Origin of the sequence: Streptomyces sp. URMC 124 (genome assembly GCF_051386455.1) — a bacterium.
GTDB lineage: Bacteria > Actinomycetota > Actinomycetes > Streptomycetales > Streptomycetaceae > Streptomyces.
The window spans coordinates 1-26509 of sequence record NZ_JBPQTS010000107.1 but is presented as its reverse complement, the minus strand read 5'-3'; the positions used below and the strand labels follow the sequence as shown (position 1 = coordinate 26509).

The 26509-nt window shown below is 73.4% G+C and carries 29 protein-coding genes and 1 riboswitch; of the genes, 17 read left to right on the top strand and 12 right to left on the bottom strand.

Annotated features, from left to right (window positions below):
* Positions 1 to 75 precede the first annotated feature (75 nt).
* Entirely contained in the window at positions 76 to 789 is a 714-nt protein-coding gene (locus tag ACSNOG_RS21645; protein ID WP_436754340.1) for a L,D-transpeptidase family protein, read from the bottom strand.
* Positions 790 to 904: 115 nt separating this feature from the next.
* Positions 905 to 1390, bottom strand: a complete 486-nt coding sequence (locus tag ACSNOG_RS21640) for a hypothetical protein (RefSeq protein WP_436754339.1) — start codon at positions 1388 to 1390, stop codon at positions 905 to 907.
* A gap of 297 nt (positions 1391 to 1687) precedes the next feature.
* On the opposite strand from ACSNOG_RS21640, the gene ACSNOG_RS21635 reads away from it, so the two are divergent.
* Complete coding sequence (locus ACSNOG_RS21635) at positions 1688 to 2584, top strand: DMT family transporter (protein WP_436754338.1); 897 nt, start codon at positions 1688 to 1690, stop codon at positions 2582 to 2584.
* Between the two features lie 21 nt (positions 2585 to 2605).
* Here ACSNOG_RS21635 and ACSNOG_RS21630 read toward each other — a convergent pair whose 3' ends face one another.
* Together ACSNOG_RS21630 and ACSNOG_RS21625 are read right to left on the bottom strand one after the other, a co-directional pair.
* A complete protein-coding gene (locus tag ACSNOG_RS21630; protein ID WP_436754337.1) occupies positions 2606 to 2935 on the bottom strand; it encodes a putative quinol monooxygenase in 330 nt (109 codons plus the stop codon).
* A gap of 267 nt (positions 2936 to 3202) precedes the next feature.
* On the bottom strand, positions 3203 to 4039 hold the full coding sequence (locus ACSNOG_RS21625; RefSeq protein ID WP_436754336.1) for an ATP nucleotide 3'-pyrophosphokinase: 837 nt from the start codon (positions 4037 to 4039) through the stop codon (positions 3203 to 3205).
* Positions 4040 to 4478: 439 nt separating this feature from the next.
* Here ACSNOG_RS21625 and ACSNOG_RS21620 point away from each other — a divergent pair, with 439 nt between their 5' ends.
* On the top strand, positions 4479 to 6239 hold the full coding sequence (locus ACSNOG_RS21620; protein ID WP_436754335.1) for a glycosyltransferase family 2 protein: 1761 nt from the start codon (positions 4479 to 4481) through the stop codon (positions 6237 to 6239).
* A 63-nt stretch (positions 6240 to 6302) separates the two neighbouring features.
* A complete protein-coding gene (locus tag ACSNOG_RS21615; protein WP_436754334.1) occupies positions 6303 to 6965 on the top strand; it encodes an NADPH-dependent FMN reductase in 663 nt (220 codons plus the stop codon).
* 26 nt (positions 6966 to 6991) lie between these two features.
* Here ACSNOG_RS21615 and ACSNOG_RS21610 read toward each other — a convergent pair whose 3' ends face one another.
* Complete coding sequence (locus ACSNOG_RS21610) at positions 6992 to 7954, bottom strand: FAD-dependent oxidoreductase (protein WP_436754333.1); 963 nt, start codon at positions 7952 to 7954, stop codon at positions 6992 to 6994.
* A gap of 185 nt (positions 7955 to 8139) precedes the next feature.
* Between ACSNOG_RS21610 and ACSNOG_RS21605 the strand changes: the two genes are divergently transcribed.
* From ACSNOG_RS21605 to ACSNOG_RS21595, 3 genes are all read left to right on the top strand, one after another.
* The gene (locus tag ACSNOG_RS21605; protein ID WP_436754332.1) at positions 8140 to 8802 is read left to right on the top strand and encodes a DUF4360 domain-containing protein; all 663 of its coding nucleotides are present in this window, start codon (positions 8140 to 8142) and stop codon (positions 8800 to 8802) included.
* A 95-nt stretch (positions 8803 to 8897) separates the two neighbouring features.
* Positions 8898 to 10193: a cytochrome P450 gene (locus tag ACSNOG_RS21600; protein ID WP_436754331.1), complete on the top strand. Its 1296-nt coding sequence runs from the start codon at positions 8898 to 8900 to the stop codon at positions 10191 to 10193.
* Between the two features lie 172 nt (positions 10194 to 10365).
* On the top strand, positions 10366 to 11640 hold the full coding sequence (locus ACSNOG_RS21595) for a hypothetical protein (protein WP_436754330.1): 1275 nt from the start codon (positions 10366 to 10368) through the stop codon (positions 11638 to 11640).
* 45 nt (positions 11641 to 11685) lie between these two features.
* Here ACSNOG_RS21595 and ACSNOG_RS21590 read toward each other — a convergent pair whose 3' ends face one another.
* The 4 genes from ACSNOG_RS21590 to ACSNOG_RS21575 all read right to left on the bottom strand — a co-directional run bounded on the left by ACSNOG_RS21590 (position 11686) and on the right by ACSNOG_RS21575 (position 15071).
* Positions 11686 to 12105: a RidA family protein gene (locus tag ACSNOG_RS21590; RefSeq protein ID WP_436754329.1), complete on the bottom strand. Its 420-nt coding sequence runs from the start codon at positions 12103 to 12105 to the stop codon at positions 11686 to 11688.
* Between the two features lie 34 nt (positions 12106 to 12139).
* Positions 12140 to 13288, bottom strand: a complete 1149-nt coding sequence (locus tag ACSNOG_RS21585) for an amidohydrolase family protein (RefSeq protein WP_436754328.1) — start codon at positions 13286 to 13288, stop codon at positions 12140 to 12142.
* 68 nt (positions 13289 to 13356) lie between these two features.
* Positions 13357 to 14748: a glutamine synthetase gene (locus tag ACSNOG_RS21580; protein ID WP_436754327.1), complete on the bottom strand. Its 1392-nt coding sequence runs from the start codon at positions 14746 to 14748 to the stop codon at positions 13357 to 13359.
* Between the two features lie 167 nt (positions 14749 to 14915).
* Positions 14916 to 15071, bottom strand: coding sequence for a hydrophobic protein (locus ACSNOG_RS21575; RefSeq protein ID WP_436754326.1), 156 nt, complete (start codon positions 15069 to 15071; stop codon positions 14916 to 14918).
* A gap of 187 nt (positions 15072 to 15258) precedes the next feature.
* On the opposite strand from ACSNOG_RS21575, the gene gvpO reads away from it, so the two are divergent.
* From gvpO to ctaF, 10 genes are all read left to right on the top strand, one after another.
* The gene (gene gvpO, locus ACSNOG_RS21570; RefSeq protein WP_436754325.1) at positions 15259 to 15579 is read left to right on the top strand and encodes a gas vesicle protein GvpO; all 321 of its coding nucleotides are present in this window, start codon (positions 15259 to 15261) and stop codon (positions 15577 to 15579) included.
* 136 nt (positions 15580 to 15715) lie between these two features.
* On the top strand, positions 15716 to 16135 hold the full coding sequence (locus tag ACSNOG_RS21565) for a gas vesicle structural protein GvpA (protein ID WP_436754324.1): 420 nt from the start codon (positions 15716 to 15718) through the stop codon (positions 16133 to 16135).
* Positions 16132 to 16848: a GvpL/GvpF family gas vesicle protein gene (locus ACSNOG_RS21560; protein ID WP_436754323.1), complete on the top strand. Its 717-nt coding sequence runs from the start codon at positions 16132 to 16134 to the stop codon at positions 16846 to 16848. Before ACSNOG_RS21565 ends, ACSNOG_RS21560 begins: the two co-directional genes overlap by 4 nt.
* Positions 16845 to 17057: a gas vesicle protein GvpG gene (locus ACSNOG_RS21555; RefSeq protein WP_436754322.1), complete on the top strand. Its 213-nt coding sequence runs from the start codon at positions 16845 to 16847 to the stop codon at positions 17055 to 17057. The genes ACSNOG_RS21560 and ACSNOG_RS21555 overlap by 4 nt, the downstream gene beginning before the upstream one ends.
* Positions 17054 to 17407: a gas vesicle protein gene (locus ACSNOG_RS21550; RefSeq protein ID WP_436754321.1), complete on the top strand. Its 354-nt coding sequence runs from the start codon at positions 17054 to 17056 to the stop codon at positions 17405 to 17407. The genes ACSNOG_RS21555 and ACSNOG_RS21550 overlap by 4 nt, the downstream gene beginning before the upstream one ends.
* Positions 17397 to 18245, top strand: coding sequence for a GvpL/GvpF family gas vesicle protein (locus ACSNOG_RS21545; RefSeq protein WP_436754320.1), 849 nt, complete (start codon positions 17397 to 17399; stop codon positions 18243 to 18245). Before ACSNOG_RS21550 ends, ACSNOG_RS21545 begins: the two co-directional genes overlap by 11 nt.
* Positions 18242 to 18475: a gas vesicle protein GvpJ gene (gene gvpJ, locus ACSNOG_RS21540; protein WP_436754319.1), complete on the top strand. Its 234-nt coding sequence runs from the start codon at positions 18242 to 18244 to the stop codon at positions 18473 to 18475. Before ACSNOG_RS21545 ends, gvpJ begins: the two co-directional genes overlap by 4 nt.
* Positions 18472 to 18750, top strand: a complete 279-nt coding sequence (locus ACSNOG_RS21535; RefSeq protein ID WP_436754318.1) for a gas vesicle protein K — start codon at positions 18472 to 18474, stop codon at positions 18748 to 18750. Before gvpJ ends, ACSNOG_RS21535 begins: the two co-directional genes overlap by 4 nt.
* Positions 18751 to 18867: 117 nt before the next feature.
* Positions 18868 to 20550: an aa3-type cytochrome oxidase subunit I gene (gene ctaD, locus ACSNOG_RS21530; RefSeq protein ID WP_436754317.1), complete on the top strand. Its 1683-nt coding sequence runs from the start codon at positions 18868 to 18870 to the stop codon at positions 20548 to 20550.
* Entirely contained in the window at positions 20547 to 20936 is a 390-nt protein-coding gene (gene ctaF / locus ACSNOG_RS21525) for an aa3-type cytochrome oxidase subunit IV (protein WP_436754316.1), read from the top strand. The genes ctaD and ctaF overlap by 4 nt, the downstream gene beginning before the upstream one ends.
* A gap of 35 nt (positions 20937 to 20971) precedes the next feature.
* On the opposite strand, the gene qcrB is transcribed toward ctaF, so the two are convergent.
* From qcrB to ACSNOG_RS21510, 3 genes are all read right to left on the bottom strand, one after another.
* Entirely contained in the window at positions 20972 to 22645 is a 1674-nt protein-coding gene (qcrB, locus tag ACSNOG_RS21520) for a cytochrome bc1 complex cytochrome b subunit (protein WP_436754315.1), read from the bottom strand.
* A 180-nt stretch (positions 22646 to 22825) separates the two neighbouring features.
* Positions 22826 to 25150: a 5-methyltetrahydropteroyltriglutamate--homocysteine S-methyltransferase gene (gene metE, locus ACSNOG_RS21515; protein ID WP_436754314.1), complete on the bottom strand. Its 2325-nt coding sequence runs from the start codon at positions 25148 to 25150 to the stop codon at positions 22826 to 22828.
* Positions 25151 to 25329: 179 nt separating this feature from the next.
* Positions 25330 to 25538, bottom strand: a riboswitch (cobalamin riboswitch).
* Positions 25539 to 25631: 93 nt separating this feature from the next.
* Positions 25632 to 26024 (bottom strand): hypothetical protein, encoded by a 393-nt coding sequence (locus ACSNOG_RS21510; RefSeq protein WP_436754313.1) that lies wholly within the window; start codon positions 26022 to 26024, stop codon positions 25632 to 25634.
* 215 nt (positions 26025 to 26239) lie between these two features.
* On the opposite strand from ACSNOG_RS21510, the gene ACSNOG_RS21505 reads away from it, so the two are divergent.
* Positions 26240 to 26509: hypothetical protein (locus ACSNOG_RS21505; RefSeq protein WP_436754312.1), on the top strand; the 270-nt coding region annotated here is incomplete at its 3' end.

Sequence of the window (26509 nt, the reverse complement as noted above, 5' to 3'; positions counted from 1 at the left end):
GGGCGGCGGAACGGCCCCCGCGCTCGGGGTGCGGGGGCCGTGGGACCGCGGAGCGGAGGGGTTCTCCGGGCCCGCTCAGGTGCCGGGCTTGCGGCCGTAGACGAAGACGTCGTCGCCGTTGCCCAGCAGGGACCAGTACTTCCTGGCGTCGTCGCCGCGCATGTTCACGCAGCCGTGCGAGCCGGGCGGCGACCAGACGCTGCCGTCGATGGCGTGGAAGGCCTGCCCGCCGTCGAAGAACTGGGCGTAGGGCATCCGCACCTTGTAGATCGTCGACCAGTGGTCGGCCGAGCGCCAGTAGATCTTCTTCGCGCCGGTCCGCGTCTCGTAGCCGTCGCGCCCGGTGCGCACCGGCACCGGGCCGAACTTCAGGGCCTTGCCGTCCTGTATCCAGCTGATCTGGCGGGTGAGGTCGACGCAGGCTATCCGGCCCTTGTCCACCGGGCACTTCCCCGCGGCGTTGGGGTCCCGGCGCATGATCTCCTCCTGCATCACCCCCCAGGTGATCGGCCCCGCGAAGCCGATGTTCGGGGTGATGCCGTGACCGGTCTGGAAGTCCTGGATCGCCTTGCAGTCGGCCGGCGACTGCTGACCGTCGACCGGTCTGCCCAGGAACTTCTCGGCCTCCTTCTGGTAGGGCCCGGTCCTCGTGGTGCAGGAGGGGGCCGCCTCGGCGGACCCGCTCATCGCGAGCGTCAGCGGCGCCGCCAGCCCGAGGGCGCCCAGCAGCACCCCGAGCCGGCGTGCCGTTACCGGCCGCGCCGTCTTCCTTCTGCTAAGTGTTCCCATGTGACGTAAGACTGATAGCACCGGCCGGTGGTTGCAGCCGGGACCGGAGGTGCTGCCGGGCGGGGAGGGCCCGCCGCCGTCCCGGACGGCGGTCCCTCGAACGGAGCAGCGGGCGCTAGGAGATGGCGGCGCCCGTGGGGATCGCGTTCAGGGCCACGGGGGAGACGCTGACGATCTTGTTCCAGTCGAAGTAGTACTTGTCCATCGCGGCCGGGCTGGTGATCCACCGCTTGACGCCGTTGCTCACCAGATACACCGCGGGACCGTCGGGCGATTTCGCGAGAATGGCGCCGTCGGACAGCTGGCCGCCGTCGTCGATGGCGGCGATGTCGACGACGGTCTGAATTCCGTTCCAGTTGCGGAACAGGTTGTTGTACGTGGCCGGGTTGGGGATCCAGCGCCGTTTGCCGTCGAGGATCAGATAGACGGCGGGGCTGTTCACGCCTTTCAGCCGGGCGCCGTTGAGTTCGGGGTGCCGGCCGCGCAGCTGCGCCGCACCGAAATCGTGCGCGGTCGCCGTCGATACGGTTTCTGACGCGGTGTCGGTGGGTGCCGCCTGGGCCGCGGGCGCCGCCGCGAGGCCCGAAACGGAGGCGGCCACGAGGGCCAGGGCAGCGAACAAGGAGCGTCTGGACATATTTCCTCCGACCGGGAACGGAAGTGGGGAAAGAGCTCAACTCGTCGGGAAACCCGTACCTTTTGCCTGCCGGCCAACCCTTGCGGCGCCGTGCCCGCTTGTCAACGCCCGCTCGAATATCGGTGCGGACGGTCGGCGATTCTCCGCCAACGGTGCGCCTGTGTCCCATCCGCCCGCGCTCGGCAGAAGATGGCAAGGGCATTCCGGATCCACCCCCCAGGAATACCCGATTCCGCCGTGCGGCAGGAAAGGAGGAACGGCATGGGCAGCTATATCGCCCTCGTCTTCGCCCTGCTCGCCGCGGCTGCGAACGCCCTCGCGATCGTCCTGCAGCGCCGTGCCGCCCGGACCGTTCCCCTCGCCCCCGGCCTGCGGCTGTCGCTCTTCGCCCACCTGCTGCGGCGCAAGGCATGGCTCGGCGGCATGGCCGCGGTCATCGCCGCCGCCTGCCTGCAGGCGCTCGCGCTCTCCCAGGGCGCCATGGCCGTCGTCCAGCCCGTCTTCGTGCTGGAACTGCCCTTCGCTCTCCTCCTGGGCGGCCTCCTGCTGGGCCGCAAGGTCACCCGCCCGGCATGGCGCGGAGCCGTCTGCATCGCCGCCGGGCTGGGGCTTGCCCTCGCGGCGGCGGCGCCCTCGCCCGGCACCGGGCGGCCGCCGGCGGACCGCTGGCTGATCGCCCTGCTGTGCTGCCTCGCCGTCATCGGCGCGCTGGTCGCCACCGCGCTGCGCCACCCCGAAGGGGGCCTGCGCGCCCTGTGCTTCGGCACCACGGCCGCCGTCGGCTACGCCCTCACCGCCGCCCTGATGAAGGACGCCACGCACGCCTGGCAGGACGGCGGCCTCACCGCCTTCTTCCTCTCCTGGCAGACGTACGGGTTCGCCGTCGTGGGCGTGACGGCGCTGTTCCTGCTGGAGAACGCCATGCAGTCCGGCCCCCTGACGGCCTCGCAACCCGCCCTCACCCTCGGGGACGCCCTGGTGAGCCTCGCCCTCGGCATCACCCTGTACGAGGAGCGCGTCCGCGGCGGCTGGTGGCTCCTGCCCGAGGCGCTCGGAGCGGCCCTGGTGCTGTACGGGGCGGTCACGATCTCCCGCGTCGCGCTCGCGCGGGACCTGGTGGCGCCGGACCACCCGGCGGGGACTGCGCCGTCCGGGTGATCCGGCCGTCCGGGGCCGCGCTCAGACGGTGCGCGGCGTGAGCTCCGCCATCGCCGACCAGCCGTTGCCGGGGGCCTCGGTGCTGATGATCTGCGGCGTAGTGGCGATGGCCCCGGCCATCGCGTCCAGGCCGGCCTTGAAGTGCACGGAGTTCACGTGCGCGTCGCCCGCCTCGCGGGAGGCGAAGCCCTCCACCAGGACGAACTGGTTCGGGTTGTCGACGCTGCGGGACCACTCGAAGAAGAGGTTGCCCGGCTCGTCACGGGTGGCCCGGGTGAAGTCGCCGACGAGCTCCAGCCACTTGTCGGTGTACTCGGGGCGGACGGTCATCTTGACGACGATGAAGATCATGAAGGCTCCTGTCGTAATGGCGGGCGTCGTGGTCGGGGGCGCCGGCACCCGGCCGGCCCTCGCCGACGGCGGCGGGCCGGAGCGCCCGCGCCGGTGCCCACCGTGGCGGAGGCGGGGGCACCCGGCGAAACGGGGACGACAGCGATTCCGGCCCTCCCGGAAAATTGCACCCCGGCGAGAGCGGAACGGCCAGTCGGACGGGGACGTGCGCCCTGCCCGGCCGGCCGCTGCGCCCCGCGCCCCGCGAGCCCGTACGACAGGGGTGCGCTAGGCGGCGGCGGGCCGGTCCACGGGCGCCGGGAGGGTCCGTGCGTCCGTCGGCCGGGTCTGCGCGGGGGCGCCGAGCTTGTCCGCACCGTCCGGAACCGGCACCGAGGCGAAGATCGCGTCCTGCTGCTCCTGGAGCTCCTGGGCACGCTCGGGCGAGGTGCTGGGCAGGCGCTGCTCCTCGTACAGCTTGTGCGTCGCCACCTGGGCCCACTTGCTCGACGGAGTGTGGAACTGCACCTCGAAGATGTGCCCGGAGCGCGGATCGCGCCAGGCCGAGTTGATGCCCTTGTAGCCGTGTTTCCGGGCCCAGGTGTTGGACCACTTGACGCTGTCGTTGCCCCACAGCGCCAGTGCGGAGGAGGCGATGGCGACTCCCCGGCTGTAGCTGCCGTCCGGCCACTGGAGGGTGTAGCGCACGGAGTCGCTGATCCTGGCCAGGGTGGCCTCCACACTCTGCCCGGGCACCTCCTCCATGGCGGTGGCCACCTTGCGCTTGAGCGAGTCCGGCGACTTCAGCCGGTGGTCGAAGCCGATCAGATTGGCGTGGCTGATACGGGCCACGGCCTGCATCTCGGGGCTGACCATCCGCTCCGCGGACCGGGCGCGGGCGAGGAACCTGTCGACCTTCTTGTTGTCCGCGGCGTTGAGGTAGAGGCCGTCACCCTCCCACCCGCCCCCGTCGCCGGGGGGCAGATCCGCCTTGACCGTCTTGTCGGCGTAGGCGTGCGTCCCGGCCCGGCCGTCGGCCAGGGCGCCCGGCACGGATCCGACGCTCAGTGCGGCGGCCAGTGCCGCTGCGGCCGCGAGTCGGGAGGCGATGCGGTTGTTGATCATCCGTGTGATTCGTCCTTCGGCACGTGAGGTGTCATCCGGCACCTCGTACAACCGGCGCGGCACCGCACCGGTCACCGGACCCGCCGCCGCACAGGTGCTTTTGGCCGGATGGCGCGGTTGCGAGGCGCGATCGCGGGCCGGCGCCCGCGCGTGGGAGAGGTGATCACCCCCGCCCCTGTCGGTTCATATGCCTGTCGTACGGCCGCGTGGGCTGGGCGGGTGACGAGGGGGTGTGTTGGGCGCAATCGTCGGATGATCGCTTAGGTGCGTTGTTACGTTTTGCGGACTAATAACCCCTTTGGTGGTGGTTTCGGCGGCGGGGGAGCGGGTGGTGGTTGTGGTGGTGGGTGGAGTGCAGGTGTCGGGGCGCGGCGTGGTCGCCGGCGAGGGTGCAGGCGGCACGGGCGCCGTGCCGGGGCCTGCGGGGGAACGGGGGGCCATGGCCCCCGCCGTGGGCCCGGGGCCGGGCGGCACCTACGACTACGACGGGTTCAGCCGGCTGGCGGGAGCGCTGGAGGAGCCCCCGCCGCGGGGGACGTACCGGGTGGGGTTCCGGCGGCTGCCGGGCCGGGAGGGGGCGATGAGCGTATGGGTGGGACTGCTGGTGGCGCTGGCACCTCTGATGGCAGCGGGGGTGCTGGTGTGGTTGATGTGGCCGGGGCACTGGGTGGTGCGGGGCGGATGGCTGGGGGTGGGGGACACGGCGATGCTGGCGTCCATGGGGCTGGTCGAGGTGTTCCGCGTGGTGAACGTGGTGTCCGTGGCGCACGCCTCCAGCGCGGCCCGGGACCCGGTGCCGGTGCGGGCGCAGCCGGGTGCTCGCGTGGCCTTCTGCACGACGTTCGTGCCGGGGAAGGAACCCCTCGCCATGGTGTCGGCGACGCTGGAGGGGGCGGTACGGGTCTGCTACGACGGTCTGGTCGACGTGTGGCTGCTGGACGAGGGCGACGACCCGGGCGCGCGGGCGCTGTGCGGGCGCCTGGGGGTGCGGCACTTCTCCCGCAAGGGCGTGGCGCGGTACAACCGGCCGTCGGGGAAGTTCCGGGCCCGGACGAAGCACGGCAATTACAACGCGTGGCTGGACGCCCACGGCGACGCCTACGACTTCGTGGCGTGCGTGGACACCGATCACGTGCCGTTGCCGAATTTCCTGGAGCGGATGCTCGGATACTTCCGCGACCCGGACGTGGCGTTCGTGGTGGGGCCGCAGGTGTACGGGAATTACACGGCCCGGGTGACCAAGGCGGCGGAGAGCCAGCAGTTCATGTTCCACGCGCTGGTGCAGCGGGCGGGGAACCGGTACGGGTCCCCGATGTTCGTGGGGACGTCCAACTGCCTGCGCGTGAGCGTGCTGCAGCAGATCGGCGGGTTCTACGACTCGATCACCGAGGACATGGCCACGGGCCTGGAGATCCACCGGCGCAAGAACCCGGCGACGGGCCGCCGCTGGCGCTCGGTCTACACGCCGGACGTCCTGGCGGTGGGGGAGGGACCGTCCTCGTGGACGGACTTCTTCTCGCAGCAGCTGCGCTGGTCGCGGGGCACGTTCGAGACCCTCCTGCGGCAGTTCGGGCGGGCCATGTGGTCCCTGTCCCCGGGCCGCCTGTGGAACTACTGCCTGCTGGTCGCCTACTACCCGACGGCCGCGATGACCTGGGTCCTCGGCGGAGTCTCCTGCGTCCTCTTCCTCGGCCTCGGCGCCTCGGGGATCAACGTGCCCTCGCAGGTGTGGCTGATGCTCTACGGCGATGCGGCCGTGCTGCAGATCTGCCTGTACGTCATCAACCGCCGCCACAACGTCAGCCCGCACGAGCCGGAGGGCTCCTCGGGGGTCGCGGGGATGGTGATGTCGGCGGTGTCGGCGCCGCTGTACGCGCGGGCGCTGGGGCAGGCGCTGCTGCGGCGTCGCTCGGGCTTCGTGGTGACCCCCAAGGGCGCCTCGGTGTCGGGGGACTGCGCGGCGACCTTCCGCACGCACCTGTGGTGGGCGGGCGTGTTCGGCGTGTGCCTGGTGGCGTCGGTGGTCCTGGGGCACACGTCGCTGGCCATGCGGGCCTGGGCCGTTCTGGCGCTGCTGACGGCGCTGGGCCCGGTGGGGGTGTGGCTGGCGGGCCGTGCCCGGGGGCGCTGGCCGAACAGGCGGGACACCGGCGGCGGGCCGACGATCTCCCGGCCCCGCACCCAGCACAGCACCGTCTGACCCGGACCTCGCCGGCGCCTTTCCGCAAGGCGCCGGCGAGGCGGAACCGAAGGAGGCAGGACCATGGCCACCGGCACCGCACCCGGCCCCATGCGCGTACTCGTGCTCGGCGCGTCGCTGCGCAGTGACTCGCTCAACGTCCGGCTGGCCGCGCTCGTGGCCCGCCTGGTCCGGGAGGAGGCCGGGGCGGACGTCGACCACGCCCACATGGACGAGTTCGCCATGCCGCTCTACGACGGAGACGCCGAGATCGCCGAGGGCCTGCCGCCCGGAGCGCTCGCGCTGCGCGACCGCCTGGCCGCCTGCGACGCCCTGGTGATCTCCTCGCCCGAGTACAACGCCTCGCTGCCCGGCGGGCTGAAGAACGCCATCGACTGGGTCTCCCGCGTCCGCCCCCAGCCGTTCAAGGACAAGCACGCCCTGCTGGTCTCGGCCTCCCCCTCCATGATCGGCGGGAACCGGGGCCTGTGGGCGCTGCGCATCCCGCTCGAACACCTGGGGATGCGCGTCTACCCCGACATGTTCAGCCTCGCCAAGGCGCACGAGGGTTTCACCGCCGACGGCGACCTCGCCGAGGGCGGGCTCCACGAGCGGCTGGTGGAATCGGTGACGTCGTTCCTGCGCCTGGTCGAGGCGGACACGCGCTACGTCTGCCTGCAGCGGCGCTGGTACGAGTTCCTCGGCGACTGCACGGACGCACCCGTCACCCAGCGCGCCCAGGACTGACGGGACCGGGCCGGGCGGCCGCGGCTTCAGCCGCCCGCCGCGTCCGCGAGATCCGCAACCGCGAGCGCGCAGCCCCACGACACCGTGACGCCCGCGCCGCCGTGTCCGTAGTTGTGAATCAGCCGCGCGCCGTTCGGCAACCGGTCGGTTTCGAGCCGCGCGGGCGAGCGGGCCGGACGCAGCCCGACCCGGTGGGCCGGGACGCGGGCCCCGGCCAGGCGGGGCAGCGCGCGGACGCAGCGGGCGACGATCGAGCGGGCCGTGTCCGGCGAGGGAGTCAGGTCGCGGACGTGCTCGCGCGCGGTGCCGCCGAGGACCACCCCGTACGGCTGCGGGAGGACGTAGAGGATCTCGCCGCTGTCGTGGTCCTCCGCGGCCAGCCACTCGTCCAGGCCGGGGTTCGCCACGACGACGACCTGCCCCTGCACGGGGTGCACCAGCGGGTCGGGCACGAGTTCGCGGGCGCCGAGGCCGGTGCAGTTCACGACGAGCGGCGCCGCGCGCCCGGCTTCGGCCAGGTCCGGAACGTCCCGTTCGGTGACGGTGCCGCCCGCCGCGGCGAACCGGTGCTGGAGATATGCGAGATATGCCGGCATATCGACCAGAGGGGTGCGGGCCCGCAGGCCGTGGCCGTATCCCGCGGGCAGCTCGCCGGGACCGGCCGCCCGCAGCCCGGGGACGCCGGCCGTCCAGGGCCCCTGCTCCTCGGGCGCCGTGCTCGCGTGGGTGCCGTCGACCAGCCGGACGCCCGTCTCCCCGGGCCGGGCGGCGAGGCGGGCCAGCACCCGGAAGGACTCCAGCGACCAGGCGGCGACCGCCTGCTCGGGCTCGATCCGGTACGGCCACCACAGGCCCCCGGCCACCGCGGACGTGGTGTCCGCGGCCCGCTCGCGGCTCCACACCCCGACCCGCCGCCCGGCCTCCGCGAGCACCACGGCGGTGGTCAGCCCGATGACCCCACAACCCACGACGATCACATCGTCCGCCATGCCCACACCGTACCCCCGTGTCCGGAACCTCTTTCCCCGGTTATCGGTGCTGTTGACTTCTCCGCCGCCCTGTGGAATTGATTCCCCACCCGGATCCGGCCTTTCGCAATTCCGCAGATTCCCCCAGGTTCCCCAGATTTCTCAGGCTCCCCGGATTCCTCCCGGCCCCCAGCCATAGGAGCGCCATGTCCAGATCCAGAGTTCTCTTCCTCTGCGGTGCGGCAATAGCGGCGTTATGCGGCCCGGTGCTGCCCGCGCACGCGGCGTCCCCGGCGATCACCGTGCCGCCCGATAAAATCGTGATCGAAGTCGCGACGGTCAACGGTTCGGGGTGTCCCGCCGGCTCCGCCGCCGTGGGCGTCTCCCTCGACAACACGGCCTTCACCGTCACCTACAGCAAGTACCTCGCCCAGGTGGGCGTGGGGGCGAAGCCGACGGACTTCCGCAAGAACTGTCAGCTGAATCTGATCGTCCATGTGCCGCACGGATTCACGTATGCCGTCGCCAGCGTCGACTACCGCGGATATGCCCAGCTCGAACCCGGCGCCACGGGCGAGCAGAAGGCCTCGTACTACTTCCAGGGACAGTCGCAGACCACGGCGAAGTCCCACCAGTTCAAGGGCGCGCTCGACGACAACTGGCAGGCGACCGACACCAACGAGATCGCGCAGTACGTGTGGGCGCCGTGCGGGGAGCGGCGCAACTTCAACATCAACACTGAGCTGACCGTCAACGCCGGCACCTCCGACCCCACGAAGACCACCAGCTTCATGGCCATGGACTCCACGGACACCGCCATCAACACCGTCTACCGCATCGCCTGGAAGGAGTGCCCGCCCAAGCGGTAGCCGCCGGGGGTTGTGGGAACCGCACAGGTACCCCCCGCCGGGACTGGCGCCGGACCCGCTGTCCGCACACGCGTGGGACGGACGAGGATGAACGGGTGCTCGATACCCTCGACCCGGCGGACCCCGACTTCGCACGCGATCCGTACCCGTACTACGCGCAGCTGCGCACGACGGGCCCCGCGGCACGCGTGGCGCTGGCCAACGGCACGGAGGCCTGGCTGGTCACCGGCTACCGGCAGGCCCGGGACGTGCTCGCCGACCCGCGCTTCTCCAACGTGCCCCCGCGTGCCGCGGGCCGCCCCAAACCGGACTCGCCGGCGCAGCGCGCCCGCGGCTGCCTCGCCCGCCACATGCTCAACACCGACGCCCCCGACCACACCCGGCTGCGCCGGCTGACCACGGCCGCGTTCGCCCCGCGCCGGGTGGACGCCCTGCGCCCGCGCATCGAGCGGCTCACGGCGGAGCTGGTGGAGGAGGTGGCCGCGGGGCTGGCCCGCGAGGGCACCGCCGACCTCGTCGACGCCTTCGCCTTCCCCCTGCCGGTCCTCGTCATCGGCGAGGTGCTCGGCGTGCCCGCCGCGGACCGGGCCGACCTGCGCACGTGGACCTACCGCGTCGGCTCGCCCGCCGACGCGCTGCCCGCCGGAGCCGTCGACGAGGCCTGGACGTCGCTGCACTCCTACTTCGGCGACCTCATCGCGCACAAGCGCCGGATACCCGGGGACGACCTCTTCAGCGCCCTGATCCACGACGCGAGCGAAGGCGGCCTGGACGACGGCGAGCTGCTGGCGATGGCCTTCCTGCTGCTCTTCGCCGGCTACGAGACGACCATGAACCTGCTGGCGTCCGCCTCGCTCCTGCTGCTCACCCACCCACGGGAGCTCGCCGCGGCCCGGCAGGGCGGCGCCGGAGCCTGGGCCGCGGTGGCGGAGGAGGCCCTGCGGCACGCGAGCCCGCTGGAGGGCACGACGTGGCGGCGCACGACCGAGGAGGTCGACCTGGGCGACGGCGCGGTCCTGCCGGCCGGTGCCTCGGTCCTCGTGGTCCTCGCCGCCGCCAACCGCGATCCGCAGGTCTTCGCCGAACCGGACGCCTTCCGGCCCGCCCGCTACGCGGCGGCCGGCGAAGGAGGCCGCGGCAGGGCCACCCCGTCGACGGGTGAAAGGGCCGCGCCCCACATGGGCTTCGGTCACGGCCCGCACTTCTGTCTGGGTTCGCGGCTGGCCCGGCTGGAAGCGGAGATCGCCCTTCCGATGCTCTTCGGGACGGACTCCGGGATGCCGGAGTTCTCCCTCGCGGCCGACCCCGCCCTGCTGCCCTACCGGCCCGGCCTCCTCGTCCGCGGCCCGCGGCACCTCCCGGTGCGCGCGACGCCGCCCGGCCGTACGTGAACCGGGTGACGCCGCACCGGGGTTGACGTGCGCCGGCCGCCGGCCGGTCCACCGACCCGGGTGGCGGGAGCGACGTTCTTCCCCTGCCCGTGCCCATGGGCTCTACAGTGGCCTGTGCCTTTGTGTGCTGCCAGGGAGGAAGTGCGTAGTGGTCGACACGGCCCGGGGTTGTGTGCTGTTACTGGACGGTACGCCCGACCGGCGACGAGGTGTCCTGCCCAATCCGACCGCACATGCCATTGCGGGCGCCAACCCCCGCCGCTTCCTCGCCGCGGACGCCGTCGACGTCGTCCAACTGCCCGCCGTGGAGGGGCCGCAGAGCGCCCTGGCCTATCTGCAGCACGCCGCTGCCGTGCCCGGCCCGCTCCTGGTCTGGGTGACCGGACGGCTGATGATCCCCGCGCGCCGCGGCGGCGAGCTCCACCTGGCCCTGCCCGGCAGCACCCCGGCCACCGTCCGCTACACCGGCCTGCCGTGGACCTGGCTGCTGCGCACCCTGCAGGCCCACGCGGGCCCGGTGCTGGTGCTGGCCGATCTGGAGGCCGACCCGGCTGCCCTGCCGCACGTGCAGAGCGGTGCGCCCACCGGCGAACTCTCCCACGGGGTGCCGCTGTTCGGCGTCGTCCGCCCCGTCCCGCCGGTCGCCGCGCGCGAGGCGGGCCCGTACACGCGGGCGCTCCTCGAAGCGCTGCAGACCGGCGATCCCCGGGCCGGCGCCGTGCTCGACGCGGCCGCCCTGCACCAACGGGCCCTGGCCGGGGCGGGCCTGGGTGCGGAGACGCTGCCCCTGCAGTGGGGCGCGCCGGGCCCGGTCCTGGCCAACGTCGCCCCGGCCACCCGTCCTCGGCCCCGCCCCCGGCCCGTGGTGAGGGTCGATCGCCCCCGGCCGGCGGTGCGGCCCGATCCGGCCCCCGTGCCGCATCCTGCACCGGGGCATGCTGCGCCGGTGCGGGACGCGGTGCCCGCGGCGTCCGCGGTGCCCCCGGCTCCCGCTCCGGCCGGGGAGCCCGCCCCGCCGCAGGAGGACCTGCTGCCGGTCATCCTCGCCGCCGCCCACGCCGGACGGCACAACGAGGCCGCGGCCATGGCCGCCGCGGGCGAGCAGCAGGCCCTGCGCCGCCACGGCCCGGACAGCCCCGAGGCGGGCCTGTGGATCGAGGTCCGTGCGGACCTCGCCCGCATGGCGGGAGACCACGCGCGGGCCGCCGAGCTGTGGCTGACGGCTGCGGCCGCGCGCCTGGGCCGCAGCGGACCGGCCGACGAGGAGGTGCTGGCCGCGGTCAAGCGGGCGCACTACTGCTGGCAGCACAGCGGCGAAGGAGCCGTCCGCCTGGCCCCCGCACTGCTCGCGCTGTGGGAGCGCATCCCCGGCGGCGAGGGCGCGGCCGAGCACATCCGGGCGCGCCTGCGGGAAGCGGAGGAGGTCCCGCCCGGAGTGGCCCGCTGACGACCGGTCGGCCGGTCCCGTCGGTCGGCCCGGTCGACCGACCCGTCAGCCGGTGCGGTCCTCCGGGACGACGGCCAGGGCCTCGACCTCCAGGAGCAGGTCCGGCCGGAAGAGCGCGGCGACCTGAACGGCGGAGCTCGCGGGAAGCCGCGAGGGGTCGAGGAAGGCGTCCCGGGCGGCCCGGACGGCCGGGAGGTCGGCGATGTCGGTGACGAAGTAGGTGAGCTTGACGACGTCGTCGAAGCCGGCCCCCGCGGCCGCGAGGCAGCGCCGGAGGTTCAGGAAGACCTGACGGGCCTGGGCCTCGGCGTCGCCGGCGCCCACGGTCCTGCCGTGTTCGTCGTGCGCCACCTGTCCCGATACGGCCACCAGGCGGCCGGTGCCCGTGACCACGTGGGTGTAGCCGGTGGCGGGGGCGACTTTGTCGGGGGTGGGCAGGTGCGTGAGGTGGGTGCTTGCGCTCATGGACGGCATCCTGCCCTACCGCCCGCGCGCGGCTTCACGCAGGCGGGAGCCCGTAGAGCCGCCGCGCGGTCCCCGCACCGACGAGCCCGGAGATCCGGGGCACCTCGTCGGCGGGCCACGCCCCTTCGGCGACCCACGCCCGCGTCAACTGCCCGAGCGCCCCGGTGAACAGGCGGGTGCCGACCACGTACAGCTCGGGCAGCCCGTAGGCGTCGGTGGAGAACATGACCTTCCCGAACGGGGCCTGCTCCAGCACTTCGGCGAGGACCGCCGTGGCGCGCGCCCCGGCGTAGGAGAGGGTCAGCCCGACGTCGGCGTAGACGTGGGGGAACACGTGGGCGAGGTAGGCCGCGCTGCGGTGGTACGGGTAGGCGTGCAGCAGGACCAGCGGGCAGCCCGTCGGCCGCACCGCCTTGATGAAGTCGGTGAGCAGCGCCGGGTCGCTGCGGTGCAGGCGCAGGTCGGGGTCGCCGAAGCCGGTGTGGATCTGCAGGGGCAGCGCGGTAGCGGCCGCGGTCCACAGGAGGTGGCGCAGGAGCACGGGGTCGTGGAGGCGGCCGCCGGGCCGCCGGGCGGCCAGCCAGGCGTCCGTGGCGGCTCTCAGCTCCCCGGGGCCCGGCGGGGCCGGGTCGAAGTCGAGCCCGTGGCGGTAGGCGGCGACCGACTTGAAGCCCACGGCGGTACGGGCCGCCGCCTGCACGGCATCCTGCAGGCCGTCGAGGAACTCCCGGCCGGTGCCCGCCTCGTCCGCCGTGTGCTCGGCGAGGGCCTCCAGCCGCACGATCTCGTGGGCGCGCCCTCCGCCCGCGCGGGCGAGCTCGTGATGGGTGGTGAGATCGCCGGCCAGGCCGGTGTCGACGACGTAGTCGGTGATGCCGGTGGCACCGAGCAGCCGCCGGTTCACCTCCTCCACGCCCAGTTCGGTGCGCCGGGCCAGGTAGTCGGCGGGCGGGCAGTGGGCCGGGAGGCCGAGGAGCGGCGGGCACCAGCGGCGCACGGCGAAGCCCAGCTGGCTGTCGAAGAACGTGGTGCCCTCGGCGGCCGGCGCGTCGGATTCCGTCAGGTACGCCGTGAAGCGGGACCCGGCCAGCGGGCCCCGGGCCACGCCGTGGCAGTGGTGGTCCACCAGCCCGCCGCCGGGGGACCCTTCGGCGGGCGGTGGGGTCACTGTCCGGTTCGCCATGGCTGCCGCCTTCCTCACGCGCCGTCGGGCCGGTCCGGGCCGGTGGCCGCTGGCCGGTGCCCCGGGGGTCAGTAGTGGTGCCGCAGGTCCGCGACGAGCGCCTCCGGGCCGTGGTGCCGCAGGCGCGCCTGTTCTCCCTCGCGGACGGCGAGGAAGGCCTCGTACAGGGCATCTCCGAGGGCCTCGCGGAGGAGGGCCGAGCCGCGGAAGTGTTCGAGCGCTTCCGGCAGGCCGGCCGGCAGCCGGGGCACTGCGGCGCGCGTGACCGCCGGATCGCCGCTGACGGGCGGCGGCAGGGTGTCCTTCCGGTCGATGCCGTCGAGCCCCGCGGCGATGACCGCGCCGGCCACCAGGTACGGGTTCGCCGTCGCGTCGATGCACTTGATCTCGGCGTTGGCGGCCTGGGGTTCCCTCGCCGGCCCCGGAATGAAACGGAGGGCCGCCTCCCGGTTCTCGGGTCCCCAGCACTGGAAGACCCCGGCCCACATGGACGGCGCGAGCCGGAGGTAGCCGGCCGGGTGCGGGGACGTGACGGCCAGCAGCGCGGGGAGCGCGCGCAGGACGCCCGCGAGGAACGCCTCGCCGGTGCGCGTCATGCCCAGCGGGCCGTCGCCGCCGCGGAAGAGGTTGCCGCCGTCCTTCCGGAGACTGAGGTGGAGGTGCGCGCCGTTGCCCACGGCGCCGTGCTCGACCACCGGGGCGAACGTGGCGTGCAGGCCGTGGTGCGCGGAGACGGCGCGGATCGTCTCCCGTACGAGCACCACCTCGTCGGCGGCGGCCACGGGGTCCGACGGGGCGGTCGAGATCTCGAACTGGCCCGGGGAGTACTCGGGATGGATCTGCAGCACCTCGACGTCCTGGTCGGCCAGCGCCTTCAGGACGTCGCGCACGTAGCCGGAGAGCCCGATGACGCGCGTCATGCCGTAGGCCGGGCCGGGGCCGGCGTAGCGCCGGGCGCGGGCGGCGTCCTGCGGACCGTCGGCCCCGCCGCCCGCCTCCGCGGCGTGGGTGACGACCCATTCGGTCTCGTAGCCCATCCGCAGGCCGAGGCCGGACCGCGCGGCGCGCTCGGCCATGCGCCGCGCGAACCCGCGCTGGCAGGCCGCGTAGGGGGCGCCGTCCTGCTCGAAGCGGTCGGCCGGGGCCCAGGCCCAGCCCGGCTGGGCGGCGAGGACGGTCAGGCGGCCGAGGTCGGGGAAGAGGCGCAGGTCGCCGTCGGGCCCGCCGATGTGCGCGCTGGTGACGGCGGAGTCGTCGCTGAGGTACACGTCGAAGACGGGGGACATGCCGACCCCCCACTGCGCCGCGTGGGCGAGCCGGGCGGTGGGGACGGCCTTGACGCGCGTGATGCCCGCGTTGTCGACGTAGGTCAGGGCGACGCCGTGGACGTCCATGGCCGTCAGGCGCGCCGCCTCCTGGCGCGCTGCCGAGGCCGCGGCCTCGTGCGGTGGTGCGTCCACGCTCGCTCCCGGGTGCCGGTGCCCTCAACTGCCCTGTACGGGCCATTACACCGTACGGTGGCGGGCCCGGCGGGCCAAGGACGCCCCGGCCCGCTGACGCACGGACCGGGGCGGTGGTTGCCGGAGGGCGGGCGGTGGGCGCGGTGTGCGGAGCGGTGAGGCCTTGGCTACCAGCGGTACCAGCGCCCCCCGCCGGAGCGGACGAGGAAGCCGAGCAGCCAGAGGACGATGACGACGAGCGCGACCCACCAAAGGACCTTGAGGGCGAAGCCCGCGCCGAAGAGGAGCAGTGCGAGGAGCAGGACGACGAGCAGGGGAACCATGGAATCCACCTCCTTCCGGTCGTCTTCCCCCCGCACGGAGCCCTCATAGCCCGGGTGCGCCCGGTCGCCCGGGCGCGTGCTCCTGCCCGTCCGCAGCGCCGGGCCGTTTGACGCGGGCCGGGGCGGACGCGCCGTGATCGGGTGTTTGGGCCCGCCGGGACGCGGTATCCGCAGGGCGAGGCTCTCCATGACTGATAAGGCAGACATACCCGACGAGAACGGCACGGCCCCGGAAGCGGGCGCCCGGCCGGCCCTCAGCCCGGCCCGGGTGCTCCGCGCGGCCCGCGAGCAGTTCGCCGAACTGACCGGACTGCAGCCCGAAGGCGTCTCCCGGTTCGAACGGACCGAGGACGGCTGGGTGCTGGAGGCCGAGGCGGTCGAGGTCGCCCGGATCCCCGAGACGATGAGCGTCATGGCGCTCTACGAGCTCACCCTCGACCCCGACGGCCTGCTCACCGGCTACCGCCGCGTCCGGCGCTACGAGCGCGGCAGGGCCGACGCCCGCTGAGTTCCTGCAGCGAGTGAGTTCCTGCGGCGAGCGGAGCGGCCCCGGCCGCCGAGCGGCCCGGTGCCCCGGGCAGTCCGGGCCGCCGCGTGCCGGTCCCGTCGCGACGAGAGAACAAGACGAGAGGAAACCGCCCGAGATGAGCGTTGTCCCTGCGCAACCGGGCACCGGCGGAGCCGGCGGTACCAGCGGTCTGTACGACGTGATCGAACTGGTGCTGGACCGCGGGCTGGTCATCGACGCGTTCGTGCGCGTCTCGCTGGTCGGCATCGAAATCCTGAAGATCGACGTGCGTGTCGTGGTCGCCAGCGTCGACACCTACCTGCGCTTCGCCGAGGCCTGTAACCGCCTCGACCTGGAAGCCGGCCCCCACAGGAGCGCCGGCCTGCCCGAACTCGTCGGCGAGGTGACCGAGAGCGGCGCCCACGGCAAGACCAAGGGCGCCCTCTCCGGTGCCGCGCAGACCGTCTCCGACGCCATTCACCAGGTGCGCGACCGCGGCGAGGAATCGAGCCGCAGCCGCCGTTCCACCTCCCGCAAGAAGGAGGAGAGCGAGTGACCACCTACGTCTACGGCATCGCCCGCGCCGGCAGCACCGAGCTGCCCGACGACCTCACCGGCATCGGGGACCCGCCACGCCCCGTGCGGGTGGTCAGCCGGGACGGCCTGGCCGCGGTCGTCAGCGACTGCCCCGAGAACCTGCGCCCCAAGCGCCGTGACCTGCTGGCGCACCAGCAGGTGCTGGCCGCCGCCGGCCGCCGCACCGCCGTGCTGCCGATGCGCTTCGGCAGCGTCTCCGACAGCGACGAGAAGGTGGCCGAGGTGCTGTCCGAGCACTCCGGCCGCTACGAGGAACAGCTCGACCGGCTCGCCGGCCGGGTGGAGTACAACATCAAGGTCGTGCACCGCGAGGACGCCGCCCTGCACCTCGTCCTGGCCGGGAACGCCGAGCTGCGGGTCCTGGCCGAGGCCAACAGGGCCGCCGGCGGAGGCTCCTACGAACAGCGCCTGCGCTTCGGCGAGATGGTCGCCAACAGCATGCGCGAGCGCGAGGTGCTGGACGCCGGGCTGGTGCGCGAGGCGCTGGAGCCCCTGGCCGAGGAGCACCGGGACGGCCCGGAAAGCGCGGGATGGTTCCTGAACGTGTCCTTCCTCGTCGAGGAGTCCGCGGCCCGGCGGCTGCTGGAGGAGGCCGGACGGCTCGCCGAGCGCCACCCGCAGCTCGACATCAAGGTCAACGGTCCGCTCCCGCCGTACAGCTTCGCGACGTGATCACCTTCGTGAGCTGGGTGCTGCGCCGGGTCGTCGCCGAGGCCGAGCGCCTCCACCACGACCCGGCGGCCGTCCGGCACGAACTCGCGGTCCTTGAAGAACAGCTGGTGAACGGCCTCATCGACGAGGAGGAGTTCGACCGGCGCGAGGACGCGCTGCTGGACCGCATGGAGGCGGCCCGGCAGTGGACGGAAGGAGGCGCGGCATGACCGGCCGGTCCGAGCCGTCCCTCTCGGGCGGCGGCACCTCGGCGAACCTCGCCGACATCCTTGAGCGCGTGCTCGACAAGGGCGTCGTCATCGCCGGGGACATCCGCGTCGACCTCCTCGACATCGAACTCCTCACCATCAAGCTGCGCCTGGTCGTCGCCTCCGTCGACAAGGCCCGGGAGATGGGGATCGACTGGTGGGAGAGCGACCCCTCGCTGTCCTCGGGAGCCCGCCGGCGCGCACTGGACGCGGAGAACGCACGGCTGCGGTCCCGCATCGCCGAACTCGAAGAACGCCACGGGCCCGAAAGGCTCGAAGGACCCGAGAAGAGGAGTTCCGGTGAACCCTGACCCTGCGGAACTGCTGTACGCCTATGCCGTCCTGCGCGACACCCCTGCCGCCGCGAGCGGGCTGGAGACGGTCACCGGCGTCGCCGGCGAGCCGGTGCGCGCCGTGCGGGACGGCGGCCTGGCGGCCCTGGTGGGACCCGTTCCCGCGGCCGAGTTCGACGAGGAGGGGCTGCGCGAGCGGCTGGAGGACCTCGCCTGGCTGGAGCACGTCGCGCGCGGCCACCAGCGGGTGGTCGACGCGGCGTCGGCCGGTGCCCCGTGCGTCCTGCCGCTGCGGCTCGCGACCGTCTACCGCGACGAGGAGGGCGTGCGCCGCATGCTGGCGGCCCGGCACGCCGCGTTCGGCGCCGCCCTCGACCGGCTGGCGGGCCGCGCCGAGTGGGGGGTCAAGATCCATACGGTGGCGGAGGGCACCGGCGGAGCACCGCCCCCGGGCCCGCCTTCCCGGGCCCGCCCACCAGCGCCGCGCGCCGCCATGTCCGGCCGCGACTACCTCCGCCGGCGCGCCGCGGAACGGCAGGCGCGCGAGGAGGAGTGGCGGCACGTGGACGAGGCCGCGCGCGGCATCCACGCCGCCCTCGCCACCCTCGCGGAGGAGACCCGGCTCTACCCTCCGCAGAACCCCCGCCTCACCGGCCGGCCGGGCCGCAACGTCCTCAACGCCGCCTACCTCGTGCCCCGCGAGCGCGGGGCCGCCTTCACCGCCGCCGTCGCCGGACTGGCGGGCCGCGCGCCCCGCGACGGGCTTCAGGTGGAGCTGACCGGGCCGTGGGCGCCGTACTCGTTCGTCACCGGCGAGCCGTCACGCGAACCCGCCCACGAGGCGGGAGCGCCGTGACCGCCGACGGCGCCGGCCCCCTGGCCGAGCGGCGCCTGTCCCTGCTCGACCTCCTCGACCGGCTGCTCGCGGGCGGCGTCGTGCTGGCCGGCGACCTCACCCTGAGCATCGCCGACGTCGACCTCGTCCGCGTCGACCTGCGCGCCCTCATCAGCTCGGTCGAAGGCCCGGCCGAAAGCCCGGTCGGAAGTCCGGTCGAGACCCCGGACGCAGGGGAGGGCCGGCCGTGACGAAGCGCCGTGTGGAGCTGGACGAGGAAGCCGTCGAACGCGACCTGGTCACCATCGTGCTGACCGTGGTGGAACTCCTGCGCCGGCTGATGGAGGCGCAGGCGCTGCGCCGGGTGGAGCTCGGCGGGCTGAGCGAGGAGCAGGAGGAGCGCCTGGGCCTCACCCTGATGCTGCTGGAGCGGCGCATGGACGAGCTGTGCGCGCACTACGGGCTGAAGCCGGGCGATCTGAACATCGACCTCGGCCCCCTCGGCTCCCTGCTGCCGCGCGAGTGACCGGGCGGCCCCGCCCCGCACCCGCCCGTCCGAATGGCCCAGTGCTGGTTTGCGCGACGGCGGCCACGGCTACACACGTGGCGCCCGCCGCAACGGGCACGGGCCCACGGAGGGGCGATGCCGCAGCTGGAGCAGGAGAGACCCGAGGGGCCGGCGGAGACCGCCGACAGTCCGCGGCTCCGGCCGGGCAACAGAATGCTCACCTACCTCACCACCACCGATCACAAGGTGATCGGGAACATGTATCTGGTGACCGCCTTTTGCTTCTTCCTCGTCGCCGGGCTGATGGCGATGGTGATGCGGGCGGAGCTGGCCCGGCCGGGGCTGCAGATCGTCAGCACCGCGCAGTACAACCAGCTGGTCACCATGCACGGCACCGTCATGATGCTGCTGTTCGCCACGCCCATGTTCGCCGGGTTCGCCAACGCCGTGATGCCCCTGCAGATCGGCTCGCCGGACGTGGCCTTCCCCCGGCTCAACGCGATGACCTTCTGGCTGTTCCTTCTCGGCGGCCTCATCGTCGTCTCCGGCTTCGTCGTTCCCGGCGGCGCCGCGTCCTTCGGGTGGTTCGCCTACGCCCCGCTCAACAGCGCGGTCTTCTCGCCCGGCGCCGGCGGTGACCTGTGGGCGATGGGCCTGGTGGTCGCGGGCCTGAGCACCACCCTGGGCTCGGTGAACTTCATCGCCACCATCGTCTGCCTGCGCGCACCGGGCCTGACGATGTTCCGCATGCCGGTCTTCACCTGGAACATCCTCTTCACCTCGATCCTGGCGCTGCTCGCCTTCCCGGTGCTGACCGCGGCCCTGCTCGCCCTGGAGGCCGACCGGAAGTTCGGGGCGCACGTCTTCGACGCGGCCAACGGCGGCGCGGTGCTGTGGCAGCACCTGTTCTGGTTCTTCGGCCACCCGGAGGTCTACATCGTCGCCCTGCCGTTCTTCGGCGTGATCACCGAGATCATCCCGGTCTTCAGCCGCAAGCCGCTCTTCGGCTACGCCGGCATGGTCGGTGCGACGATCGCCATCACCATGCTGTCGGCCAGCGTGTGGGCCCACCACATGTTCGCGACCGGAGCCGTCCTGCTGCCCTTCTTCTCGCTGATGTCCTTCCTCATCGCCGTCCCCACGGGCGTGAAGTTCTTCAACTGGATCGGCACCATGTGGCGCGGCAGCCTCTCCTTCGAGACCCCCATGCTGTGGGCGGCCGGCTTCCTCGTCACCTTCCTCCTCGGCGGGCTCAGCGGCGTCCTCATCGCCTCCCCGCCCCTCGACTTCCACGTCACCGACTCGTACTTCGTCGTCGCGCACCTGCACTACGTCCTCTTCGGCACCGTCGTCTTCGCCATGTTCGGCGGCTTCTACTTCTGGTGGCCCAAGTGGACGGGGCGGATGCTCGACGAGCGCCTCGGCCGGATCCACTTCTTCACCCTCTTCGCCGGCTTCCAGATCACCTTCCTGGTGCAGCACTGGCTCGGCGAGGAGGGCATGCCCCGGCGCTACGCCGACTACCTCGCCGGCGACGGGTTCACCCTCATGAACACCGTCTCCTCCATCGGCGCCTTCCTGCTCGGCCTGTCGACCCTGCCGTTCCTCTACAACGTGTGGCACACCGCCCGCCACGCGCCGAAGGTGACCGTGGACGACCCCTGGGGCTACGGCCGGTCCCTGGAGTGGGCCACCAGCTGCCCGCCGCCGCGCCACAACTTCCACGCCCTGCCGCGCGTGCGCTCCGATTCCCCCGCCTTCGACCTGCACCACCCCGAAGCCCTGGAGACGGGGCGGACGAGGAGCATCCCGCAGTGAAGACGGAGGCGGTCCTCTTCGCCGGCGTCGCCGGCTTCTTCCTCGCCACCGGAGGCGTCTACGTGTGGCTCTCCGGCCGCGAGCCCGCGGGGACGGCGGCGCTGGCGGTCTCCTTCGTCATGGCGTCGCTGATGGCGTTCTTCTTCGCCATGAACTACCGGCGCCGGGGCGCCCGGCCGGAGGACCGGGCGAAGGCCGAGATCGCCGAGCGGGCGGGCCCGCTGGACTTCTTCCCGCCGCGCAGCGCCTACCCGGCCCTGACCGCCCTGGGCGCCGCCCTCGCGGCGCTGGGCATCGTCTTCGGCCTGTGGCTGTTCCTCGTCGGCTTCGGCGTCCTGGCCGCGGGCGTGGGCGGGATGTCCTTCCAGTACGTCCGGCGCGACTAGCGGGGCCGCCGGGGCCGGGCGGGCGCGCGGGGCGGTTACGAGCCCCGCTCGGCCGGTTCGTTCGCCGCGGGGGGCGGGGCCGCCTCGCCGGGCTCGACCGGGGCGGCCGTGCGCTCCTCGACCGCCCGCCGCTGCTCGGGCGTCACCGGGATCTCCACGCGGTCGCGGTAGTACCACGAGCTCAGGGCCAGCCGCAGGCGCTGCCGGCGGGGCAGCTCCCCCGCGGGGGCCGCGAGCGGCCGCGGGACCTCGCGCACCATCAGGCGGTAGCCGCGGGCGGCGGACAGCGGCACGTGCCCCTCGCCCAGCCTGCCCTGGACGTCCTGCTCGACGTTCCCGCTCTCGCGGCCCTCGGTCAGCAGCGTGCGGTCGTGGGCCTGCAGGGCCAGGCAGATCCGCCTCGTCGCCCAGAAGGCCAGCACCGGACCGGCGACCACGGCGACGCGGAAGATCCAGGTCAGGGTGTTGACGGAGACCCGGAAGGAGAACGCCGCCACGTCGTTGCCGCCGGCGGCCAGCAGGACGGCGTAGAAGACGATGCCGGCCACCCCGAGGGCGGTCCGGGCGGGCTGGTTGCGGGGGCGGTCGCTCAGGTGGTGCTCCGCGCGGTCGCCCGAGACCCACTTCTCGACGAAGGGGTACAGGAAGAGGCCCGTGAACAGCACCCCCGGCAGGACGACCGCCGGGATCAGCACGTTCCACATGAAGGTGTGCCCCCACAGGACGTTCTCCCACGGGGGCATGACGCGCAGGGCCCCCTCCAGGAACCCCACGTACCAGTCGGGCTGGGCGTCCGTCGCCACCTGGTCGGCGCGGTAGGGCCCGTAGGCCCACACCGGGTTGACCTGCGCGAGCGCGCCGAGCGCGGTCAGCAAGCCGAACACCATCAGGAACAGGCCCGTGGACTTGGTGACGAACTGCGGGAACATGGGCATCCCCACCGCATTGCGGTTGGTCCGGCCGCGCTCCGCCCAGTGCGTGTGCTTGAGGTAGACCACCAGCAGCAGGTGCACGGTGATCAGGGCGATCAGCACGCCGGGCACGAAGAGCACGTGCACGACGTACAGCCGGGGAATGATCAGGTGCCCCGGGAAGGCCCCGCGCCAGATGAACGCGCTGAGGTAGGTGCCCACGACGGGGATCGACAGCACGATCGTGTGCGCCGTGCGCATCCCCGTCCCGGACAGCAGGTCGTCGGGCAGCGAATAGCCGGCGAACCCTTCGAGGAGCGCGAGGACGAACAGCGTCAGCCCCACGATCCAGTTGACCTCCCGGGGCCTGCGGAAGGCGCCCGTGAAGAACACCCGCAGCATGTGCACGGCCAGCGCCGCCACGAAGATCAGCGCCGCCCAGTGGTGGACCTGCCGGATGAGCAGCCCGCCGCGCACCTCGAAGCTCAGGTCGAGCGTCGACAGGTAGGCCTGCGACATCCGCAGGCCCCGCAACGGCTCGTACGGCCCGTCGTAGACGCTCTGCGTCATGCCCGGGTCGAAGAAGAGCGTGAGGTAGGAGCCGGTGAGCACCAGGACGACGAAGCTGTAGAGGGCGAGCTCCCCCAGCAGGTACGACCAGTGGTCGGGGAACGCCTTGCGCAGCAGCGCCTTGGCCGCCTCGGCGGCCGGAAGCCGCCGGTCCAGCGCCACGAAGCCGGTCAGGGCCGCCTCCCGGACCTTCTCCTTCACCCTCTCCTTCCGTCTCCGGAACAGCATCGCGCCACGCTCCCTGTCGGCTCGCCGGTGCCCGTTTCCTCGCGCGGGACCGCGGCTGATGGGTAACCGGCCCGCCCGGAGCTCAACCGCACGACCGCCGGGTGTCACCCGGACCGCGCGGCGCTCCGGGCGACATGGGCGCCGGGTCGTCCGGCGCCCACCCCTCCCCTTGACCTGCTGTCAGGAGGCCTCGCCGGGGATCTCCGCCCGGACCGTGCGGGCGGCCGCGACCAGGTTCTCCAGGGAGGCCCGGACCTCGCTCCAGCCGCGGGTCTTCAGGCCGCAGTCGGGGTTGACCCACAGGCGCTCGGCGGGGATCGCCTCCAGGCCCTTGCGCAGCAGCGCCGCCGCCTCGTCCGCGCCCGGGACGCGCGGCGAGTGGATGTCGTAGACGCCGGGGCCGACCTCGCGCGGATAGCCGGCGACGGCCAGCTCCGCGGCGACCTGCATGTGCGAGCGGGCGGCCTCCAGGCTGATGACGTCGGCGTCGAGGTCGTCGATGGCCCGCAGGACGTCGCCGAACTCCGCGTAGCACATGTGCGTGTGGATCTGGGTGTCCGGCCGGACGCCGCTGGTGGACAGGCGGAACGCCTCGGTCGCCCACGCCAGGTACTCCGCGTGGTCGGCGGCCCGCAGCGGCAGCGTCTCGCGCAGGGCGGGCTCGTCCACCTGGATCACCGACGTCCCCGCGGCCTCCAGGTCGTTCACCTCGTCGCGCAGGGCGAGGGCCACCTGGCGGGCGGTGTCGCCGAGCGGCTGGTCGTCGCGGACGAACGACCAGGCGAGCATGGTGACCGGGCCGGTCAGCATGCCCTTGACCGGGCGGCCCGCCACCGACTGGGCGTAGCGGGTCCAGCGCACGGTCATCGGCTCGGGGCGGGAGATGTCGCCGGCGAGGATCGGCGGGCGGACGTAGCGCGTGCCGTACGACTGGACCCAGCCGTGCTGCGTGGCCAGGTAGCCCGTCAGCTGCTCGGCGAAGTACTGCACCATGTCGTTGCGCTCGGGCTCGCCGTGCACCAGGACGTCGATGCCGGCCTTCTCCTGGAAGGAGACGACCTCGCGGATCTCGGCCTCGATGCGCCGCTCGTACGCGGCGGCGTCGATCCGCCCGGCGCGCAGGTCGGCGCGGGCGGTGCGCAGCTCCGTCGTCTGCGGGAAGGAGCCGATGGTGGTGGTCGGCAGCAGCGGCAGCCCGAGGTGGGCGCGCTGCGCGGCCGCCCGCTGCGCGTACGGCTGCGAGCGGCGGCCGTCGGCGGCGGTGACGGCCGCGGCGCGGGAGCGCACCGCCGGGTCGCGGGTGATGGCCGAGCCGGCGCGGGAGGCCAGGTCGGCGCGGTTGGCGGCCAGTTCGGCCGCGATGGTGTCGGTGCCCTGCGCCAGGCCGCGGGCCAGGGTGACGACCTCGGCGGTCTTCTGGCGGGCGAAGGCGAGCCAGCGCAGGATCTGCGGGTCGATGTCCCGCTCGGCCGCCGCGTCCAGCGGGACGTGCAGCAGGGAGCAGGAGGTGGAGACGTCGACGCGGTCGGCGAGCCCGAGGAGCGTGCCGAGGGTGGACAGGGACTTCTCGAAGTCGTTGATCCACACGTTGCGGCCGTTGACGACGCCGGCCAGGAGGCGCTTGCCGGGCAGGCCGCCGGCGGCGGCGAGGTCGCCGAGGTTGGCGGCGGCGGGGCCGGTGAAGTCCAGCGCGAGGCCCTCGACGGGGGCCTTGGCGAGGACGGGCAGGGCTTCGCCGAGCCGGTCGAAGTAGGAGGCCACGAGCAGCTGCGGCCGGTCGGCGAGGCCGCCCAGGTCGCGGTAGGCGCGGCCGGCGGCGTTCAGCTCGGCGGGGGAGCGGTCCTGGACCAGGGCGGGCTCGTCGAGCTGCACCCACGCGGCCCCCGCGGCCCGCAGGTCGGCGAGCACCTCGGCGTACACCGGCAGCAGCCGGTCCAGGAGGGTGAGGGGTTCGAAGCCGGGGGCGACGCCGGGCGCGGCCTTGGCCAGCAGCAGGTAGGTGACGGGACCGACGAGGACCGGACGGGCGGTCAGGCCGAGCGCGAGGGCCTCCTTCAGCTCGGCGACCTGCTTGGTGGAGTCCGCGGTGAAGACGGTGTCGGGGCCGAGCTCGGGAACCAGGTAGTGGTAGTTGGTGTCGAACCACTTGGTCATCTCCAGCGGCGCCACGTCCTGGGTGCCGCGGGCCATGGCGAAGTAGCCGTCCAGGGCGTCGGCCTCGACGGCCGCGCGGTGCCGCGGGGGAACCGCGCCGACCATGACGCTGGTGTCCAGGACGTGGTCGTAGAGCGAGAAGTCACCCGTGGGGACCTCGTGAACGCCGGCGTCGGCCAGCTGCTGCCAGTGGGTGCGGCGCAGTGCGGCGGCCGTGTCCCTGAGGGCGTCGGCCGTGACGCGGCCCTTCCAGTACCCCTCGATGGCCTTCTTCAGTTCACGGCCCCGGCCCTGGCGGGGGTGGCCGTGGACGGTGGCGCGGGCTGCCGCGGCTGCGGACTTGCTGGTCACGGAACTCTCCTTCGCGAGCGTGCGTGCGTCCATGACCCCGGGACGGGAACGAAGGCGCGAAGGAACGACGGAACCGGGCGGGAAGCCATCGGAGTGCGGTCGCCGATGCGCCGCCGTCCGTGCCCGCCTGATAGGTACGCCGACCCGCCCTCGAGGTCACCGGGATCTCCGTGCGCTCGGCAGCGCACGGGCAGTCGGCAGGTCTTCGGACTCGCGGGCACGCCGTATGGCACCTACTGGCCGTCGCTTCCCGGATCCTGCGGATCCAGTGCGTATGACGGCGGTCGTTCCCGCTCACCGCTGCGGGGCAGTCCCGGATTCCCACCGGGTTCCCTCTTACGACGCGCCTGCCTGGCGAGCAGGGCGAACCAGCTGCACCGTCACCATAGGGCCCCGGAGGGGCCCACGGACAGACCTGTTCGGATACCGGACTGTGGCGTGGGACACGGGGCGCGCGAACACGTGCGCGAACGGGCTTGCCTCAGGAGGCGGTTCGCGCGCCCAGGCGCAGCCGCAGCTCCATCTCGTGCTCGCCGGAGACGTGCCCCTTGTGCTCGACGGCGAAGGCCCGTTCGAGCTCCTCCTTGACCTGGCGCACGGGATCCGCCGCGCCGAAGAGATCGGCGGTCACCGCGCCCGACAGGGGCGTCTCCTGCGGCTGCGCCGCGTCGCCGCCGGTGCGCGTGCGGGTGTCGACGCTCATGCACCAGATCATGGGACCCGAGCCGGGGCTGCCGGGCCCGGTCTCGCCGCGCGGCGGACCGGCCTCGGGGAAGACGGCCTCGAGGACGCCGAAGACGGCACCCGCGTCCTGGTGGCCGCAGTCCGTCAGGTGCACGCTGACGTGGTCCGCACTCTCCCGGGCATCCGTCACTGCTCCTCCTTCGCCGTCCTGGCCGTGGTCGGGGGTCCGCCGCCGAACGGGGAGGCCCTGCCTCGACCGTACGGCGCGCCCGGGTGCTCTGGCGCGGGCTGTGCGACCATCCGGGCCAGGTACCCGGCTCCCGCACGAAGATGCAGGGTCCGATTCACCATCCTCACCCGAACGGTGGAATGCGTCGAAAGTAATTGACTGATTACGCTTAGTGCATGAACCTGTGGAGTCCAGCGCCGCTGCCGTGGCGGCCCGCCGTGCGGGCCGCGGTCGCCGTGCTGGTCTCCGTCCTCCTGCTGTTCTCCGGAGGGAGCGGCACGGTCCTCGCGCTGGGCACCGGCCCGGAGGAGAGCTCCGTCTCCGTGGAGTTCGCCGCCACCGACGACTGCGTCGCGGACAGCCGCTCGCCCCGCTCCTCGGCCTCGCCCTCCAGGCGCTCGTGCCTCCCGCCCCTGCGGGAGTCCTCCTCGCCGCCGCCGGCGGCC